Annotated in this window: 12 protein-coding genes; all 12 read right to left on the reverse strand. The window is 47.9% G+C overall.

The genetic code is table 11. From position 1 onward, the window contains the following. Positions 1-20: 20 nt before the first annotated feature. The gene (locus tag E6W40_RS14435; protein WP_136606086.1) at positions 21-1,532 is read right to left on the reverse strand and encodes a sugar ABC transporter ATP-binding protein; all 1,512 of its coding nucleotides are present in this window, start codon (positions 1,530-1,532) and stop codon (positions 21-23) included. A gap of 97 nt (positions 1,533-1,629) precedes the next feature. Beyond that, a complete protein-coding gene (locus E6W40_RS14440) occupies positions 1,630-2,682 on the reverse strand; it encodes a galactose ABC transporter substrate-binding protein (protein WP_136606087.1) in 1,053 nt (350 codons plus the stop codon). A gap of 144 nt (positions 2,683-2,826) precedes the next feature. Further along, positions 2,827-3,810, reverse strand: a complete 984-nt coding sequence (locus tag E6W40_RS14445) for a substrate-binding domain-containing protein (protein ID WP_246073009.1) — start codon at positions 3,808-3,810, stop codon at positions 2,827-2,829. Then, positions 3,807-5,579 carry a sensor histidine kinase gene (locus E6W40_RS14450; RefSeq protein WP_136607009.1) on the reverse strand — a complete coding sequence of 591 codons (1,773 nt, stop codon included), beginning with the start codon at positions 5,577-5,579 and terminating at the stop codon, positions 3,807-3,809. Before E6W40_RS14450 ends, E6W40_RS14445 begins: the two co-directional genes overlap by 4 nt. Before the next feature lie 32 nt (positions 5,580-5,611). After that, entirely contained in the window at positions 5,612-7,270 is a 1,659-nt protein-coding gene (locus tag E6W40_RS14455; RefSeq protein ID WP_136606089.1) for a response regulator, read from the reverse strand. A 226-nt stretch (positions 7,271-7,496) separates the two neighbouring features. Continuing rightward, a complete protein-coding gene (locus tag E6W40_RS14460) occupies positions 7,497-7,958 on the reverse strand; it encodes a GNAT family N-acetyltransferase (RefSeq protein ID WP_244864370.1) in 462 nt (153 codons plus the stop codon). Further along, positions 7,948-9,138, reverse strand: a complete 1,191-nt coding sequence (gene purT, locus E6W40_RS14465; protein ID WP_136607010.1) for a formate-dependent phosphoribosylglycinamide formyltransferase — start codon at positions 9,136-9,138, stop codon at positions 7,948-7,950. The genes E6W40_RS14460 and purT overlap by 11 nt, the downstream gene beginning before the upstream one ends. Before the next feature lie 211 nt (positions 9,139-9,349). After that, positions 9,350-11,155 carry an ABC transporter ATP-binding protein gene (locus E6W40_RS14470; RefSeq protein ID WP_246073085.1) on the reverse strand — a complete coding sequence of 602 codons (1,806 nt, stop codon included), beginning with the start codon at positions 11,153-11,155 and terminating at the stop codon, positions 9,350-9,352. A gap of 59 nt (positions 11,156-11,214) precedes the next feature. Then, the gene (locus E6W40_RS14475) at positions 11,215-12,987 is read right to left on the reverse strand and encodes an ABC transporter ATP-binding protein (protein WP_136606092.1); all 1,773 of its coding nucleotides are present in this window, start codon (positions 12,985-12,987) and stop codon (positions 11,215-11,217) included. Positions 12,988-13,479: 492 nt separating this feature from the next. Then, on the reverse strand, positions 13,480-17,130 hold the full coding sequence (locus tag E6W40_RS14480; RefSeq protein WP_136606093.1) for a dynamin family protein: 3,651 nt from the start codon (positions 17,128-17,130) through the stop codon (positions 13,480-13,482). A gap of 224 nt (positions 17,131-17,354) precedes the next feature. Beyond that, complete coding sequence (locus tag E6W40_RS14485) at positions 17,355-18,590, reverse strand: MFS transporter (protein WP_136606094.1); 1,236 nt, start codon at positions 18,588-18,590, stop codon at positions 17,355-17,357. Between the two features lie 159 nt (positions 18,591-18,749). After that, positions 18,750-19,220, reverse strand: a complete 471-nt coding sequence (locus E6W40_RS14490) for a MarR family transcriptional regulator (RefSeq protein ID WP_136606095.1) — start codon at positions 19,218-19,220, stop codon at positions 18,750-18,752. Positions 19,221-19,380: the final 160 nt, after the last annotated feature.

The raw sequence follows: 19,380 nt of genomic DNA on the forward strand, positions 1-19,380 counted from the left end.
GTTCTCCTCCTTTGATGTCCTTAATGCTGTGCAGCCAGCCGCATAATTTCTTCTTCCGAGGCGGCATCGCCATCCAGAATCCCGGTAAGGCGTCCTTCGGACATGACCATAATTCTGTCAGACATTCCGATCAGCTCAGGCATCTCAGAAGAGATCATGATAATGCTTTTGCCCTGCTTGGCAAGGTCTTTAATAATCGTGTAGATTTCAAATTTGGCGCCGACGTCAATACCGCGCGTCGGTTCGTCGAGCAGCAGAATTTCCGGCTCGGTCAGCAGCCATCTCGCGAGCAGCACCTTTTGCTGGTTGCCCCCGGAAAGGTTCATGATCAGGGTGTTAGATGTAGGCGTCTTGGTACGAAGCTTTTCGATCATTACATCCGCTTCTTTTCTCTTCTTTCTTCCATCCAGAAAAAACAATAATTTACGGTACCGGCTGAGATTTGCAATCGATGCATTCTCATGCACGGGCAGCACGGGGATAATCCCTGTAGCTCGACGTTCCTCGGTTAAAAGCGCCATACCGTGCTTAATGGCATCTTCCGGCGTCTTAATTTTAACTTCTTTCCCGTGTATCTTGATATGACCGGTTGATAACCCCCGCAAACCAAATAGCGCTTCAATTAGCTCCGTACGCTGAGCACCCACAAGACCACCCACACCCAATATCTCACCTTTTCGGAGTTCAAATGAAATATCCTTAAAGGATTTAGGAAGGAGAGAAGTAATTCCTTTTACTTCAAGCAGAACATCACCGGGAACATTTTCTCGGTCCGGAAAGCGCTGCGTCAGGTCACGCCCCACCATTTTCGAAATAATCAAGTCCGTGGTCAGCTCGCTTGCGGGCCAGGATCCAATCTTCTGTCCATCGCGCATAATCGTTACTTCATCACAGATCTGTAAAATCTCTTCCATTTTATGCGAGATATAAATAATGGACACGCCGCGCTGCTTCAGATCCCGGATAATCCGGAACAAATGCTCCACCTCAACACTCGTCAGAGAAGAAGTAGGTTCGTCCATAATAATGATCTTCGATTGGAAGGATACCGCTTTGGCGATTTCAATGGACTGAACCTTGGAAACGGATAGTTTACCCACGATGGTTTCCGGCTCCAAGTCAATATCCAGCTGCTTGAAAAGATCCTCCGTATCCTTATGCATTTTCTTATGATCAATGAACTGGATCGGGCCCACACCTACGGTAGGAAAGCGTCCCAGCCAGATATTTTCCATAACATTGCGGAACGGCACGGGATGCAGCTCCTGATGGATCATGGATATGCCATAATTCAGCGCATCCTTGGAATTTTGGATTTGAGCCTTCTGGCCATCCAGTAGTATCTCGCCCGCATCCGGTGAATAGATACCGTACAAACACTTCATCAATGTTGATTTACCGGCGCCATTTTCTCCCATTAAGGCATGGACCGTACCGGGTCTCACTTTGAGCGTAACATCATCAAGCGCTTTGACACCGGGAAATTCCTTGGAAATTCCATTCATCTCCAATATATACTCACTCTGAGCCATAGATTTCCGCTCCCTGCTCCTCATCCCCACCATGAGGGGAGACGGCTAACGCCGCCTCTCCCGGAAGGATGGTTATTAATGTTGACGCGTGATCTATTTATTTGGCGTCGTTGATATTGTCCTTGGTGATTTTTTTATAAGGAATCCATACATATTGATTATCTGTGATATCGAATCCGATATTATCTTTGGATGGTGTTTCACCTTTCGCCAGAACGGTTGCGAGCGATACTGAAGCTTTACCTTGGTTGTTGGCGTCGTTCAGTACGGTTCCGAGAAGAGTTCCTTCCTGCAAAGCCTCAAGAGCCGGGGCTGTTGCATCTACGCCGACAACCGGCATCATTTTGTCACCTTTAAAGTAACCGGCAGCTTTCAGGGCTTCAATCGCGCCGAGTGCCATATCATCATTGTTGGCCAATACGGCTTCGATCTTGTCGCCATGGGCACCAAGGAACGCAGCCATCTTCTCTTGACCTTTTACACGGTCCCACATCGCGGTATCTTCTTCTAATTTTTCCACTTTAATGCCGGCTTTCTCAATCGCTTCGATGGAGTACTTGGTACGAAGCTCGGCATCCTGGTGTCCAGGCTCGCCTTTCAGCATGATGTACTGCAGCACGCCGTCTTTGTTCTTGTCTGCTTCCGGATGCGCTTTCCAGTAATCGGCAATGAGCTCACCGGACATGGTACCGGATTCTTCAGCCTTCGCGCCTACATAGTACACTTTATCCCATTTTTTCATATCTTCAGGCAGCGGTTCACGGTTCAGGAACACAACCGGAATTTTTGCGGCTTGTGCTTTGTCGATAATCACGCCTGCAGCCGTACGGTCAACCGGATTAATCACCAGTGCATTGGATTTCTTCGAAATAAACAAGTCCACTTTATCGTTTTGTGTCGGCTGGGAGTTTTGGCTGTCTACGATGTCTACTTTCGCTTTTCCCTCTGCGTTGGTTTTGATGGAGTTGCGCACGCCTGTCATGAAGGTGTCGTCAAACTTATAAATGGCTACGCCAACGGATGGTTCCTTGCCGCTGTCCGAGCTTTTGCTGTCGCCGCCGCTTGCGCTTTTGTCGCTCCCATTAGAGCAGCCTGCCATGACAGTTCCGAGCAAAGCACCTGCCAGCAATACGGAAGTTATTTTTTTCATCGTAATAGTGACCTCCTGATTATCTACTGTTTTATCGCATCCCCTTGGATACGTTTTCATTATGCTGGATCGAACGCCAGATTCGAATATAAAATTCTCACATGTTCTATGAAAATTCTCATGCCTTGAAAATACGCATAAACATTATTTTACGAATGGGAACAGCAGCTTCTGGTTATCGGGCCGCAGCATGTTGTCAAGATCGATCAGCCTGGATTTCGTATCCTCCCGCTCTTTGACTTCAATGCCCTCCATCACCTGAACGGCATACTGAACCGCGAGGTATCCATTGTTAAAAGGGTTCTGGATGACCGTCCCCTGCACGATCCCCTCCTGCAGCAGCTCCATTACCTTGGCCGGACTGTCGAACGTAATGATTTTGACCTTCCCACCGAAGCCCAGCTCTTGAATTTCCTCCGCCGTGCCGATGGAAGCCACCTCGTTTAACGCGACAATTCCACTTATATCGGGATGCTCCTTCATCATTTTTCGCGTCAGCTGCCTGGCAATCTGTTCATCCGATTCGCAGTATTCAATATCCACGACCTCCACACCGGGGAAACGGGCAACGTAATCCATGAAGCCTTCTTCGCGCTCATCCGCGTTTTTGGCCCCTCTGACAAAATTCATGACGCCTATCCGGCTTTCGGGTCCGGTTAACTTGATCAGACGCTCAGCCGCCTTTTGCCCCGCTTCGTAATTGTTCGTGCCCACGAATGTTGTGATCCGAGCCGAAGCCACCTCCGAGTCCATGGAGATCACAGGAATTTTATAGTAAGCCGCCCGGTCCGTCACTTGGGCCAGCCTCATGTAATCACTTGCGGATAAGATGATGGCATCAGCATTGTTCTTGATCGATTCATCGACCAGTCGGATCTGTTCATCTATATCGCTTTCGTTCTGGGGCGCCTTGAAGGTCAGGTTGACGTTGTATTCCTTGGCAGCGACTTCGGCCCCCATTTTCACCGTTTTCCAAAAATCGCCGTGATTCATTTTAACGATCATGTCCACGTTTTTCGGTTTCTCCAGCACATGAAGGTTCGGGGCAGCTCCGCCGCAGGATGCCAGCAATACCGTCCACGCGAGCATAAAATAAACTCTCATTCGTACAGCCCGGGTCCTTGTCATGCCATCCCTCTTTCCTGCTGCTCGTCCTCGTACTTCTCAACGGGCAGTGTAATGGTGACAGTGGTGCCTTCCTCCAGTTCGCTTTCAAAGCTAAGACCATAATGTTTGCCGTAATACAGGCGGATCCGTTCATTGACGTTTTTGACTCCTACGCCGGAACCCCCGCTGCGGTTACCCCCGATCAGAATCTGGTCCATCACTTGTCGTGTCATGCCTAGTCCATCATCGGAAACCTTGATCACCAGACGTTCCTCCTGAATGGAAGCGGAAATGCGGATAAGACCTTCATCAGACATTTTTTCGATGCCATGATAGATGGCATTTTCTACGATGGGTTGGAGAATCAGCTTCAGTGTCCTGCAAGTTAAGGCCAAATCCTCGCATTCAATGGCATAGTTAAATTTATTTTTGAAACGTATTTTCTGGATAATCAAATAATGACGTACATGCTCCAGTTCTTCCTCCAGAGTAATGATGTTCTTGCCTTTACTCAGACTGATCCGGAAGAATCTCGAGAGCGAGGTGATCGTCGCAACGATCTCTTCCTTTTTTCCTTTTTCCGCCAGGCGTATGACTGAATTCAAAGTATTGTAGAGAAAGTGCGGGTTAATTTGGGATTGCAGAACATCCAGCTCACTCTTGCGCTTTGCTTCCTGCTCATGAATATTCTGATCCATCAGCTGACGAATACGGTGCAGCATAAAGTTAAACCGCTTGGAAAGCTGTACAACCTCATGTGCGCCACTGACATGAATCGGCGTATTGAAATCACCCTGCCCGACACTCTGCACCGATTTTTCCAGTCTTCGGAGCGGTTGTGAAATTTTCGCGGAAACGAACATGGCCAGCACGACAACGGCTGCGCATACGACCAGCAGAAACCAGAATACGAACTGATTCAAATCCTTTTTGGTCGTCACAATTTCATCCGGATAAGCTACCCCGACGATTTTCCACTTGATCGGTTCCACCGTTCGAATCGTGATGTACCTCGGCTCACCCGTCGATTTGTCTATGTAACTGCCAAAAGCATATTCAAAAACGGGCTCCAGATTCTCGTACTTCAGACCGGCGTAGATCAGCTGCTGCTGCGGATGGTACACGATATTGCCCAGGTCATCGATGATATATGCATATCCCCTCTTCCCAAGGCTGACCTTGCGACTGAGCTCATCGATCGTCCGGAAATTGACATCCACGAGCAATATGCCTTCTTTACTGATGCCATGATCCTTATATTTAATCACTCTGCTGAGCGAAACGACCCATTTATATTGACCTTTGTATAAATTTTGGATATGCGGAGCCGAAAAAGAGAGCTTTTGCGGCTGCTCATGGGCGGATTCGAACCAGCTCTGTTCCTCCAGCATCGTATTCTTGCGCATTTCCAGATCAGGGTTGTCCAAGACGAGCTTGCCCCCTGGCGTGAAAAGCCCCACGGATACCAGATCCTCGCGGGTATGCAGCAAAGTCGACAGCTGCTCCCTCAGCACCGGGCTTGAAATATCCGGGGTATCGTTGATTTGTTCCTCCACAACTTCATAGATATCCTGCATGCCTTTTACATACAGCTCCAAATGATAGTTAACCTGCTCGATAATTTGCTGGATGTTCAAATAGGCATTTTCCTCAGCTGTCTTGGTGAATTTGTTATACAGCATGAAGCTGACCGCAACGACGACCAAAATCGTCATGAGCGTGAACGACACGGTAATGATCGTTTGAATGCTGCGCAGCCTGAAGGACTCCCGGATCCGCGGCAATTTCATTGCATTCCGTTTATGTTGGATTTTCAAATCGGTTACGCACCTCCGGCGCCGTTTCGGTATTCTTTCGGTGAGATGCCAAATTTCTTGCGGAAGCAAAAGCTAAAATAATTCGGATCGGAAAATCCGACAGCTTCAGCGATTTCAAATGTTTTCTGATCGGTTGATCGGAGGGACTCCTTCGCCGCTTCCATACGGATATGCATCAGATAATTGACGAAGGTCATTTTCACTTCTTTCTTGAAAATGCTGCTAAAATAGCCGGTACTGATATGCAGATGTTTGCACACCTTATTAATGGATATGTCACTATCCTGGTAATGAAGCCGGATGTATTCCTTGGCGTTTTCAACCAGCTGGTTATACCCCGTCTGCCGTCCCTGTGCTATGGAGATCATCAGCTTCAGACATATCGCACCCATCCATTGTCTAACCTCCTGAAGGTTGTTATATTTGTAAATTTCCGCAAATGGATACGTTCCTGCCCCAAACAACTCCTCCATTTCCACACTGAATTCTTTCGCGATTTTCATGACACATGTGAGAATTTCCATCAAGTACACCTGACATTCCTGTACAGATAGCTGCGTCATATGCAGACCGGTGAACAGATTCGCAAGTATTTCATCCAGTTCTTCCTGGGTGCCCACCTTGATACAGCGGATCAAGGACTGTTCTTTCATTTCGTCAAAACTCAGCGACTCATAATGTTCCGACTCGACATCCCCGATCCAGATGACACGGTCATTGCCCAGAATCAGACGATAATCGAGCGCCTGCATCGCTTTTTGATAAGATTGATGAATCTCTCCAGGCCACACACAGACCGTACCTGCACCGGCAGTGAGCGTAAGCTTCAGATACTTGTGCACGTTCATGCGTATTTCTTCGAGGACGGCAAGGGTTCTTTGAGCCGCCGAGCTCTGCTCCTGTTCCGGGAGAGCGGATAGCAATACGCAGTCTTCCAAATGGATAAACACTTTAAAACCCTCTATCCGCTGGCATATTTCCTCCGCAATATTCAGAACGGCGAACAGCTGGAGATAGCGATCCTCAGAATATTTTAATGAGCCGGATGGAAAAGTTTTCACGTTATCCTTCTGCAATTCCAGATGGTTATGGACATAATCAATCCGGATAACTGAAGCCATAAAGCTGTGACCGGCGAGCTCCATTCCATAGCTGCTGCCCTTTTCGCGTATCTCTTCGGATGACATACGCCGTGATACCAGCTGAGACAAAAAAAGCTCCCTGAGCACAGGAATGCTTTTGCGGTAATGATCCATCAGCACTTGGACATTTTCTTTTTCAGACATTTCGGCATCCATTTGCTGCTTGACCTTAAGTACGACCTCAATTAGCTCCTGTGATGAGAACGGCTTGAGCACATATTCATCAATTTGCAGTTTAATGGCTTTTTGCGCGTATTCAAATTCATCGAATCCAGTTAAAATAATAATCTTCGTTGTTGGATAATGTTCCCGGATCCAGCCAGCCAACTGCAGGCCATCCATAAAAGGCATTTGGATATCGGTCACAACCACATCGGGAATATGCTTGTCGATGAGCTCTGCTGCTTCTCTTCCGTTCTCGGCGGTATCCACAACCTGGAAGCCATAGCTTACCCAATCGATCTCTTCTACGAGTCCATCTCTTACATCTTCCTCATCTTCCACCAGTAACAGCTTGTACATCGTTTTCATCCATCCCTTTGGCATTCTATGTTTTCGTGAGGATTTGAAATAAATCCCGGGACTTGCATATGATGCATCCTGTAAACGCTTACTCATTTTTACTAAGGTATTCTATATCAAGCGATGGGACATTGTAAATAAAAATCCACACCTGCAGGCTCGGTTTTATATACAAAAAGCCCGCCCCTTAAAAAGGGACGGGCATATCATCATCAAGCATCAAGGATTACTTCAGTTTTCTTACAAACTGGTATCCAATTTTCTCAAAACCGATATGTTCATAGAAAGCATGGGCCGGTGCCCGCTCTACACGGTTACCGCTAGTAAGAAACAGGATTTGGCTTCCCTGATTCTGACTCCATTCTTCGGCGTTGCGGATCAGTCTTTTGCCAATACCTTGCCCGCGGTGATTCTGTGATACGATCAGAGCGGAAACCTGAGTTGCAGTCTCGCTTTTCGCGTAAGATTTCACCTGATTGAGAGCAATCATGCCTACAACTTTTCCATCGAGCTCAGCAACCATGGTGCAAAGCTTGGGATTGTTCTCGGATGCCTGAATACGTTCACGCATGACATTAATCGTGGTCGGATAATTCAGTTCCCGCATCAGGGCTGTTACCGCTTCAAGATCACACTCACAGTCGGATTTACGAATCTGCAGAGCAGGAGCCAAAATGTTACTGTTCATGATCATATTCCTCCACTTTTAAAAGACTGGCGGCTTGTTTAGCCGTATTCCGAGCTTTTTGAAGATCCGTATCAGCGCTTAAGGCGACAGCCATTCTCCGGCCACTCCTTGCTTCAGGTTTGCCAAAAACACGAACCTGGGTCCGGGGCAGGCTGAGCGCATCCTCCACACCACCAACAGCAAAATTCATACTTGCGTTCTCCGCTTTCAACGTTGCCGAAGCACCCGGCATCAGCAGCTCAACGGAAGGGATCGGAAGACCGAGAATTGCTCTGACATGCAGGGCAAATTCGGATAAATCCTGGGTGATCAATGTCACCATCCCAGTGTCATGCGGACGGGGCGATACTTCACTGAATATGATTCCTTCTTTGGTAACAAACAGTTCTACTCCGAAAATGCCATATCCCCCGAGTTCATCCGTGATGGCTTTCGCAATGGACTCCGCTTCCTTCAGTTGATCCTCGCTCATCACATGAGGCTGCCAGGATTCAACATAATCGCCATCTTTCTGAATATGACCAATCGACTTACAAAAAATGGTTCCGCTTACAGATCGTACCGTAAGCAGCGTGATTTCACTTTCAAATGAAACAAAGGCTTCAACGATGACACGAGTGCTTTTTGCACGTCCGCCTTCAATCGCCGTATTCCAGCAGGCTTCCGCTTCATCCTCTGTATGGCATACGCTTTGCCCTTTACCGGAAGAACTCATAATAGGCTTGATCACACAAGGTGTTCCAAGTGCGACAACAGCTTCCTTTAACTCTTCCAAGCTATCGGCAAATCGGTATCCTGCCGTTGGAAGACCCAGATTCTCGGCCGCCAACCGGCGAATTCCTTCGCGATCCATCGTCAGACGCGCGGCTCTGGCCGTCGGAACGACATGAAATCCTTCTTCTTCAAGTTCAAGCAAAGCATGTGTAGCAATAGCCTCAATTTCCGGTACAATTACATCCGGTTTTTCCTGATGAATAATCCGTTTCAGGGAATCGGCATCGAGCATATCAATCACATGGGACCGGTGCGCAACCTGCATGGCAGGTGCATTAGCATAGCGGTCCACGGCTATGGTCTCCACGCCCAGTCGCTGGGCTTCGAGCACCACTTCTTTTCCCAATTCTCCGCTGCCTAGCAGCAGCATCTTCTTGGCATGTGCAGAAAAAGGAGCACCCCACACCACTTCCCAATTCCCCCCTAGTCTTGTATACCACATCTGTATACCACACTAACTATTTTCAGGGTTTAAGAGAAAGAATGCAAGAGTGCTCCGACATTTTCCTGTAAAGTTCACAAACTCTCCTCATTTTTAGGCCTTTCGGCTGTCGATATTTAGGGAAAGTTCAATGATTTTACAGAAATTTATTGTGATATCTTCCAAACCGTATGAATTAAACAAATCTGAACTGGGCTTCAATCAGGCCGTAATAGGTTCCCCGATGCTGCATCAGTTCTGCATGGTTGCCTTCTTCCTTGATTTCGCCATGATCCAGCACAATGATTTTGTCCGCATGTCGAATCGTGGAGAGACGGTGTGCGACAATAAAGGAAGTCCGGCCTTTCAAGAGCACCTTGAGCGCCTCTTGAATTTTCAACTCGGTTTCCGTATCAATACTTGCGGTTGCTTCATCCAGAATCAGGATTCTTGGATCTGCTAGAAGCGCACGGGCGAAGGACAGAAGCTGTCGTTGTCCCATAGAAAGCATATTCCCGCGTTCCTCAACCTCCGTGTCATATCCTCCCGGAAGCTTTTCGATAAACTCATGCGCGTTAACAGCTCTCGATACGGCCTCAATTTCTTCATCCGTCGCATCCAGGCGCCCGAAGCGGATATTATCCCGGATGGTGCCGGAAAAAATGAAGGTATCCTGCAGCACGATCCCGATTTGGCTGCGCAGCGTTTCCAGCTGCACATCACGAATATCGTAGCCGTCGATCGTTATATTACCGCTGGAAATATCATAGAAACGGCTGAGCAGATTAATTATGGTACTTTTTCCTGAGCCGGTATGCCCCACGAGAGCAATCGTCTGTCCCGCTTTCACATCCATATTGATGCCCTTGAGTGCCTGACGACCTTTTTCATATTCAAACACGACATCCTGCAGCTTGATATCACCTTTGATTTTCGGCATCGGTACGGCATTGGGCTTATCATCAATATTTGGCTTTTCATCGATAAATTCAAAGATCCGTTCGGAGGAAGCCATCGCCACCAGCAGCTGATTGTACATTTGACCGAGGCGGTTGATTGGCTCCCAAAAATTCCCTACATAACTTGAGAATGCGACCAGCAGACCTATGGTCAACTGTCCTTCCTGAATCAGATACGCACCAAACCAGAACAAGATGAGCGTTCCGAATCCGCCTGTAATCTCAATCAGTGGCCCAAACCCCTGATTAAGCATTGAAGCGCGGTCCCAGGATTTTTTGCTTTCAAAGTTCATTTTATCGAAGAAGCGGATGTTTTCCTGCTCCTGCGTGTAAGCTTGAGTGACACGGATTCCCTGAATCGATTCATTCAAGTGGGAGTTAATCCGCGAGTTCTTCATCCGCACATCCTGCCAGGCCCGGCGTATCCGCACGCGCAGCTTGGTAGAAATGATGAACATGATCGGTACAGTCAAAATGACCGCCAGCCCCAGCTTCCAGTTGATGGCAAGCAGAATAACGACGATACCTACAAGCTGCACACAGTCAATCATAAGATTCACGACACCGCTTGTGAACAGTTCCTGCAGTGAGTTGACGTCATTCGTAACGCGTACCAGCACGGAACCTGCAGGTCTTTTGTCAAAGAAGTTAAAGGACAGCTTCTGAATATGCTTAAACAAATCACTTCGCAAATCATATATGACGCGCTGCCCAATAATATTCGTAAATTTGATACGGTATGTGCTCGCAAGCCATTGGATGATGTACAAAACAAGTACAATTGCCGTTATCGTATATAACATGTTGATGCTGGTCGGGCCTACTTCCGGTGCGATCGCCTTGTCGATGGCCATACTTGTCAGAAAAGGTACCGTCAGCTTGGTCACGGTGCCAAGAATCATCATAAGAATGACGAGCGGCAGCATCTGTTTCGCGTAAGGCTTCATATAGGCAAACAGCCTTGTAAGCTGAGCCCAGTTAAACGGCTTTTCGATAATTTCATCATCTTGATAGACGAAACGTTCACCGGTCTTGCCTGGCATCTTCCCCTTCTGTTTGCCAGGATCTTTCTGAGGACGTTTTTCGGTATTCAGGGCCGTGTTCATGAGCTCACCTGCTCTCCTGCATTACCATTCATCCGGGCAATGTGGTCTGCATATTGTATATTGTATACATCCTGATAAGGTCCAGTCTCGGCGATCAACTGCTCATGTTTACCCCGCTGTACGACCTTACCTTCGTTCATTACGAGAATCTCATCCGCGTGACGCAATGAAGAAATACGGTGGGCGATGATAAATGTCGTGCGCCCTCTCATAACCTCTTGGAATCCGGACTGAATCTCATGTTCCGTTTCCATATCAACCGCACTCGTCGCATCATCCAAAATAAGAATTTTCGGGTTTTTCAGCAGTGCACGTGCTATGGCAATCCGTTGCTTCTGTCCTCCGGACAAGCCCATACCCCGTTCACCAACGACCGTATCATACCCTTCAGCCATTTCCATAATAAATTCATGGGCTTTCGCCAGCTTCGCGGCACGGATAATCTCATCCATCGAAACATCCTTGAGACCGTATGCAATATTGTTTCGGATACTGGATGAGAATAAGAATGTCTCCTGGAAAACAGATGCGATCTGCCCCCGCAGGCTTTGAACTTTAATATCATTAATATTGACTCCATCCAGCTTAATGCTGCCACCGTTAACATTGTAAGCATGCATCATAAGCTGAATGATTGTTGATTTGCCCGAACCGGTTCCCCCGAGCAGGCCGATTACAGTTCCTGGAGGCGCATCCAAATTGACATCCTGGATGGCAGCCAGTTTGTTCCCGTAAGCAAAGGTTACATGATCAAAGGTTACATGGCCCTTCACTTCCTCAGAGTTCAGCTCGATTGCATCCACTTTATCCTCAACATCAATCGGCTGATTAAGCAGCTCCATGACACGTTCACCTGAAGCCTCCGATTGTGTATAGTTATTAATCAGATAACCGATGTTCCACATGGGACCGATAATGTACCAAATCAAGCTGAAGAAAGCAACCAGCTCACCCAGTGATAACGATTTATGGATAACAAGAGTTCCGCCGACGCCAAGCAAAATGACGACGCATACAGATGCAAGCAGTTCCATCAATGGGAAGTAACGGCTCCATAATGTCGAAGCAAAAATCTGATTACTCTTGTACCGTTCATTGCGTAGTGAGAATTTATCGACTTCATAAGGCTCACGTGCAAATGATTTGACTGTTCTTACCCCTGTAATATTTTCCTGAACCGAGGTGGTTAACGCGCTAAGCGCAAGCCGCATTTCCTGGAAGGCAGGATGGATACGGTTCTCAAACTTCAGTGCGACGATAACCAGAAACGGTATGCTGATCATCGTTAGCAATGTAAGCTGCCAGCTGATCGACAGCATGACAATGGCGCCAAAAACCACCATCAGAATCGTATTTAATATTTGTGGAATACCGAAGGCTATAAACTGGCGGATCGCTTCGAGATCCCCGGTCAGACGGGACATTAGATCTCCGGTTCTGGCCGTGTCATAATACCGGAAAGACAAGACTTGCAGTTTCTCATAGCAGCCGTTACGTAAACGGTATGCCAGATAGTTCCCCATTCTTCCGCCAAGAAGACCGCTTAAAAACTGCATAAGCGCCTTGGCAACTACCACCAAAATGACGGTTAGTGCCAATACGGGAACTTTTTCATAATGCTGCGGCTGGATGGCGTCATCAATCAGACTCCGCAGCAGGTTTGGGGTTACAAGCCCCAAGGCAGTAGCTATGGCGAGGCAGAGTATAGATAGATATAGAAAACTCCGTTTCTCCCAAAAAAAGCTCTGCATTTGCCTGAGAACATTCATGGTTCTCCTCCTTCGAGTCATCTCAAAACTTTATCACTTCTTTCGGAAGTGATGTTGAATATTTATGAAGTTTAACACCGTCTTGGAAAGGCGGCAAAGAGGATAACTGGGCATATTTTCGCCGCATTGGCAATCAATGGTCAATACCTTTGTATAATCATAAATTACTTATCAAATCATAGAAAATCCTCCATATCTCTGCCTAACCCGATAAAAAAGTCAATCCTCCTGTCAAACTCCTTCCAGAAAGCATGCAAAGGACTCGTTTTAGAGGTGATTCACGGCGTAAAACAAGTAAAATAGGATCAAGAAAAAAGGATAATTATCAATAAAAATCATCTGATGCGTCATTTCAGAAACAACGGCTCTGAGGTCGCTCTCGCTTGGAATGACAGAATCATCCAGATCAGGTGATCATTCATTATTTTGAAATTTCAAAATCAAGAGGGAGCGTCATCATCACGCCCCCTCTTTCGTTTGCCTACTATATTCTTATGCCAATGATTGTTCCATTTGCTGAAGCTGCGAAGCCAGCTGATCCCAAACTTCAGGCTGTTCTCCGGAAGAAAGCGAGGAGGTCGCCGCCTCCATGGCTTCATGGAGCTGCTCCCGCAGTTCCTCCTTCTGCTTCTCCTGAGCGTCAGTCACGAGAGTGTTGTAGAAAGACACAAGAACCTCCTGCTTGACTGCAGCCTCTCCGCTCAAGGCTTCCTTAATCACAGGCTCTACTGCACTTCTGAGCTTCTCCCTGCCTCCGTCCTCGAAGAAATGCTTCGGCGACTTGAACAAAGACCAATACGATGTCCAATCCACAAAACTGGTCAGGCCAGCATCATTCCACTCGGGCGAAGTCCACTGTTTTTCCGCCGGCGGTGTAAGCATAATGACTGCATCATAACCGCGTATGTCTTCTGCAGCCCCATCGGCCGCTGCATGGAGGACTGCTTTGCCCTTATTCTCCAGTCGAAGCGTTGTTGCCCACAGCTCCTGCTCAAGCTCATGCACAATCGTCCGTTCAAGTTCCCTTCCGCAGTCCGTGAATATTCGCTTCAGCTGCCCTGCGTCCTCCCGGAGCACCGACGGATGGAAGGCTTCAGCAAAAAATTCGCCTAGACTAAAGCCGATTCGCTGTTTGACATGGAAGAGCAGCTCACGGATTTCCTGTTCCACTTCACGCGAAAGATCCTGCCGGGCAAAAGAATCGATTCGGGACAATGCCAACTGATTAACCTCGAGCAACTGCTGCCTGCGCTGCTCCCGTGAACCAGCATCCTGCCGGGCCATCCGTCCCCATTCAATCACACGCTGGCGGACAGATGAGATTTCTTGAACGGCGCTTGCCAAAGATAACTTGGGCAGTTCTTCTCCAGCAAAGGCTCCAAGCGCCTTCTCGAAGGATTCAAATGCTGATTCCGCATAAAGGTCTGCGTCGCCGTCCATCTTTCCTTCCAATGCTTTCATACTGGAAACCGGATAAATATGCGGAAGACGGATACCTCTTGCCTTCAGATTCGTCTCCACGTGCTTGATAACCTGGTCCAGCTCTTCTTCCGACGAAGCCAGGTCTGCCGCATTGACGATAAAGAACATTTTATCAAGAGCGAAGCTGTCCTTGACTCTGCCGAGCTGGGTCAGGAATTGACGGTCACCCTTGGAAAAAGCGTGATTATAATAAGTCACAAAGACGATCGCGTCTGCATGCTTCATATATTGGAAGGTGACTCCTGTATGCCGGGCATGAAGCGAATCCGCCCCTGGTGTATCCACCAGAACGATTCCCTGCTCGGTAAGCGGGCTGCTGTAATACAAATCAATGCGATCCACAAAGCAGGACCGTGTCTCATCAGCTACAAAGGTCTTATAGCCATCCATGTTCACCGTTTGAACGGTGCCCAGCAGTGGCTGTGCTTCCTTCCAGCCTGCCGCGGCTGCTTTCAGGAAGCCATAATGCGGCAATCCGGCAGGATGAATCCCCTCCGGCTTCAATTGCTCGATCACTTGAAGCCATCCATCTTCTGCTGGTGTTCCCAGCTGCAGAACAGAGAAGGAATACTCCAGATCCTCCTTAAAGGTGTCCGGAGATTTCATCATGACCTGAGCCGTGCCATGCTCAAAGCCATCCTGTGGAGCGAGGATGCGGTTAATCGCCGCGGTTGTCGGATGCGGCGATACAGGCAGAACGCGCTCGCCGAGCAAAGCATTGGCGAACGAGGACTTGCCGGCGCTGAACGCTCCGAACAGCGCCAAGGTGAACGAGCCGCCGGCCAGGGCATCTGCCCGGCTGCGAAGTCCGCGCGCGGCAGATGCCAGCGCGGGATAGCGTCCGAGCAGCGCCGCCGCGTCCTGCAGGCGCGCTGCTGCGGCGTCCAGCCGCTGGCGGCGGCCAAAGGCCGCGCCGCCGAGCGGCTCAGCCCCGCTGCGCGGGGCTCCGGCGGGCGCGGACGTCCGCGCGCCCGCTTCAGGCCCTGGCGGCTGCATGGCCGCCGACGGGGCAGGGGCGCTCACCTCCGGCAGGAAGCCGGGGGTGAGCGTCACGCGCGCAGGCAGCAGCTGCCCGGCGGCTGCCGCGCGCTCCGCGATGTCCCGCTCCAGCTGCACATAGCGGGACATCGCGGCCGATTGCTCCAGCAGCGCGTTCAGGGCTGCGATGACGCGCTGCTGCTGCTCTTTGGCGGATGCCGCTACATCCGCCAGCACATCCTCCGCCGCATTCATAATCGCGCGGCGGTATACACTTTTGATGTCTGCCGACAGCATGCGGCAGTAGTTCAAAACATATTCGCCGGACAGCACCGCATCCGGCTTCACGGAGCTTTCCAGCATACCCTCGCTAATCTCGGGCATGGACTCTTCCAGAGCCTTCTGCCGGTCTTCTGTCCACAAATTCTTGCCCCATCGCTTCATGAGCTCCAGCAGATGCCATACCACTTGTGCAGCTGACTGCTCCCGCAGTTCATCTGTAAACTTGCGGAGCCGCTCCTGCTTTTCCTGCTCCGTCTTGGCACCTGCAAACAGAAGCCCTTTCTTGAAGGCGTTTTTGCGGCTCTCCAAAAACAGCTTTGCCGTATCCCTCAGCTCAGCAGGCGTAAGATTTGCATTATCGAGCAGTGCATCTACCTGCTTTCGTATGCTCTCTCGCTCGGTTTGCGGCAGCTCTTTGAAATGCTCCAGCTCTTTTCTGTAGCCGGCTATCTCCGCTTCCAATTTCGCCGCCTGCTCCTCCCCTCCCATTTCGTCCAGAAGCTGCTGCTTCGTATCCTCCAGCGAATCCGCATACTGCTTCACATGCTGCTCAACGATATGACGAGAGGAACAATCCAAGCTATAATTCAGAATCGGTTCTCTTTTTTCAATCAGCTCTGCAATCAGCTCTTGAATCTGTTTCCATTGATTGTAAGGATGATCCGGCTCCTTCAGTGTGGTAAACAGCAGACTCTCATAATTGACCTGCCAACGCTTAAACGCAGCTTCCACTTCTGCCCGGTAGCTTTCAAAAGAAAGCTCACGCTCCCTATGCTTGTCAATCTGGTTCACAACCAGATACAGCGGCTTGCCCCAGTCGGACAAGCTTTTGGCAAAGGCAAGATTATTTTCCGACTGTACATGATTGTAATCCATCACGTACAGCACCGTATCCGCCAAATGGAGCGCAGAATGCGTCGCCTTCTGATGACTGTCATCCGTTGAGTCCACACCTGGTGTATCCATCAGTACACCTCGTCCGCCCAGGAGAGGAATATGATCCCATACCTCTACCGAGGAGTAGGAGCCTCCATTCGTGCAGTATGTATAGAGCTCATCCAGTGAAACTTCCTGGGGCTTTACTTCCTGACTTGATAGCTCCGTTGCTTGAGCAGGATAGATCAAAGCATGCGGCTGGCCGTTACGAATGGAAACTACATTCGCACTCGTGGGTACCGGACTGGATGGAAGAACTTTTTTGCCGCATAAGGAATTAATCAGACTCGATTTCCCCGCGGAAAAATGCCCGCAAAATGCGATCGTCATCTCTCCCGCAGTAGCCTTGTTCAGCAAATCACCCATTAGTTTCGAGGACTTATCATCTTTCCAACCGTGCAGGCTCTCCTGCAAACGCTGCAGTGAACCGGTATCTAATTGAATTACTGGACTTGATGTCGACATGCTGCCTTCTCTCCCCTTACTCTCTAATCAATAAATTATCCGAAGTTTGTCGCTCTATCATACATTATGCTGTTTTCTCAAATAGTTACATTTTAACATCATGGAGTGGGAAAGAGAAACATTTTAAGCCGGAAGCCTGATCTTCTTTAGAAGACAAAAAAGCCCGGCTGAAATAAACTCAACCGAGCCTCGAAAAATATTGCCAAGTTTTTGGAAAGTAATTATTACATAGTTACATTCGTTCTCTTATATAAAACGGGGATTGCCGCTGCTATTAGGATCATACCCATGACTGCGGGTGCGGCATGACCGAGTAGTACATAGATCTGACCTCCAATGATAGGCCCAATCATTCTTGCCAAAGCCTGAATCGATTGGCTACCGCCTTGAATCCGCCCTTGTTCGCTGGAATCGACAGAATTGGAGAGCATCCCGCCCCATGAAGGCCCGAAGATCGAATCCCCAAAACCAAATATAAACATGCCGGCGATCAGAAGAGGATAGAAGGAGAACAAAGCAGATGATGCAATAAAACTGTAGCCTATAATCTCCGAAACCATTCCAAGAATGGCTATCTGTTTATCCTTAAGTTTTTTCAAAAGCTTTGGCATGATGAAACCTTGAGAAATGATGTCCTGGACGCCCATAATTGAAAACATAAGTCCGATGAGTGCAGGCTTCCAGCTGAAAGTATCCATTGAAAATTGTGAAAAAACAGCCTGTAAAGATCCATTGGGTATCCAGAGTAAGAACGCAGAAACAAGCAGCCTTCTTAAGATTTTCATGGAAAGCAGGTTTGCAAGCTGCGTAAATGGATTCAGTCTTACAAAGGTAATCTCTTTCAGTCTATTCTTCTTCTTAAGGCTCTCAGGCATAAAAAAGAATCCGTAAACAACATTCAATAAAGTGATGATTGCTCCAAAATACATAGGTACAGAATAACCAAACTTAGCAAGTAATCCACCTAACGTTGGGCCAATGACAGTGCCTGCACCTACAACCGCACTCACCCATCCAAAGTATTTGGTTCTCTGTTGCGGAGGAATGATGTCTGCAAAATAGGCGAAGATCGTGCCTATGCTGCCGCCTGTTATCCCTTCTATTATGCGTCCAGCAAATAGTACCCATAAAGCTCCTCCTATGCCAAAAATGAAGTATCCGATTGCGGAACCCAAAAGGCATACTAAGAGCAATGGACGACGGCCATATTTGTCGCTTAGAGCTCCAAGTACTGGGGCCGCAAAAAACACGCAGAGTGCATAAACAGAGGTCAGCAGCGTAACAGTGATAGCTTGTTCTCCCGGATTGCTTATATAAGGCTGCACTAAGAATGGGACGACAGGTGTTATGATACTGAAGCCTATTCCGCAAAGAAACACAGAGATAAGGCCGAATATTAAAGCGTGTTTATCTACGGTTGGTTCAGTGTTCTGTTCATGGTGTGATCTAAATTTGAACATTCAATTCTCCTCACAATAGTTATAATTTTGATTCCTCGGAAACAAATTAATCGTATTATGTTTTTGTTTCCCTGTCAACAAAATAATAACAATAAAAATGCAGCCTGTTCTCAATAGAGCCCGGCTGCCTGTGGTTTCAATGTCATGATTCAAATTTATTTAAGGCTTCGATTCTTTACCCAGCTTCTTTATTTCTGCATCCAAATGCCTGCTATACTTTTCCACGAAACTAAGCATACCGTCAAATTGCTCTTCGGTTACCTGCTCAAATACGACTTTATCCCGATCTTGGAATTCTTTGTGCAGGTCCTCATGGATTTTATAAATTACTTTCCCTTGCTCCGTCAGCCGAAAATAGATTTCTTTCTTGTTATCCGACTTCTGATAGCTTTCGATAAGGCCTTTTTTTAAGAGCTTCTTCGTCATTTTACTTATGGCACCGCGAGTCATATAAAAGTAGTCCGCAAGTTTTGTCACATTGGAATCCATATTTTTTTCAATGTATTCGATGCAATGTACCTCGGAAGATTGATACCCCTTAAGACTGTCTTCCATCTTATCCTTATTAAGCCAAACCAACTTGTTATATAAGTCCCTGAAACCCATTATGACCTGTTCTTCTTTGTTCATGGCCTGTCCTCCCACACGTTGGTGCATTAACAATATTAATATAATTGTCTTTAAAAAATGGAATTTGATCTATGATAAATTCATTATAAGCTACATGGCGTATAAAACATAAACTAAAACAGAGTGGTAGTCCTGCTCCCATCCCGAAAATTCAAAAATT

It is taken from the genome of Paenibacillus dokdonensis, assembly GCF_004916975.1.
Lineage (GTDB): Bacteria > Bacillota > Bacilli > Paenibacillales > Paenibacillaceae > Paenibacillus_AQ > Paenibacillus_AQ dokdonensis.

Bases quoted from the DNA above. Each gene is read 5' to 3' on its own strand.
- E6W40_RS14470 (WP_246073085.1), bottom strand. From the start codon at position 11,155: ATGCCAGGCAAGACCGGTGAACGTTTCGTCTATCAAGATGATGAAATT.
- E6W40_RS14460 (WP_244864370.1), bottom strand. From the start codon at position 7,958: ATGAACAGTAACATTTTGGCTCCTGCTCTGCAGATTCGTAAATCCGAC.
- E6W40_RS14485 (WP_136606094.1), bottom strand. From the start codon at position 18,590: ATGTTCAAATTTAGATCACACCATGAACAGAACACTGAACCAACCGTA.
- E6W40_RS14450 (WP_136607009.1), bottom strand. From the start codon at position 5,579: ATGAAATTGCCGCGGATCCGGGAGTCCTTCAGGCTGCGCAGCATTCAA.
- E6W40_RS14475 (WP_136606092.1), bottom strand. From the start codon at position 12,987: ATGAATGTTCTCAGGCAAATGCAGAGCTTTTTTTGGGAGAAACGGAGT.
- E6W40_RS14455 (WP_136606089.1), bottom strand. From the start codon at position 7,270: ATGTACAAGCTGTTACTGGTGGAAGATGAGGAAGATGTAAGAGATGGA.
- E6W40_RS14440 (WP_136606087.1), bottom strand. From the start codon at position 2,682: ATGAAAAAAATAACTTCCGTATTGCTGGCAGGTGCTTTGCTCGGAACT.
- E6W40_RS14480 (WP_136606093.1), bottom strand. From the start codon at position 17,130: ATGTCGACATCAAGTCCAGTAATTCAATTAGATACCGGTTCACTGCAG.
- E6W40_RS14435 (WP_136606086.1), bottom strand. From the start codon at position 1,532: ATGGCTCAGAGTGAGTATATATTGGAGATGAATGGAATTTCCAAGGAA.
- E6W40_RS14445 (WP_246073009.1), bottom strand. From the start codon at position 3,810: ATGACAAGGACCCGGGCTGTACGAATGAGAGTTTATTTTATGCTCGCG.
- E6W40_RS14490 (WP_136606095.1), bottom strand. From the start codon at position 19,220: ATGAACAAAGAAGAACAGGTCATAATGGGTTTCAGGGACTTATATAAC.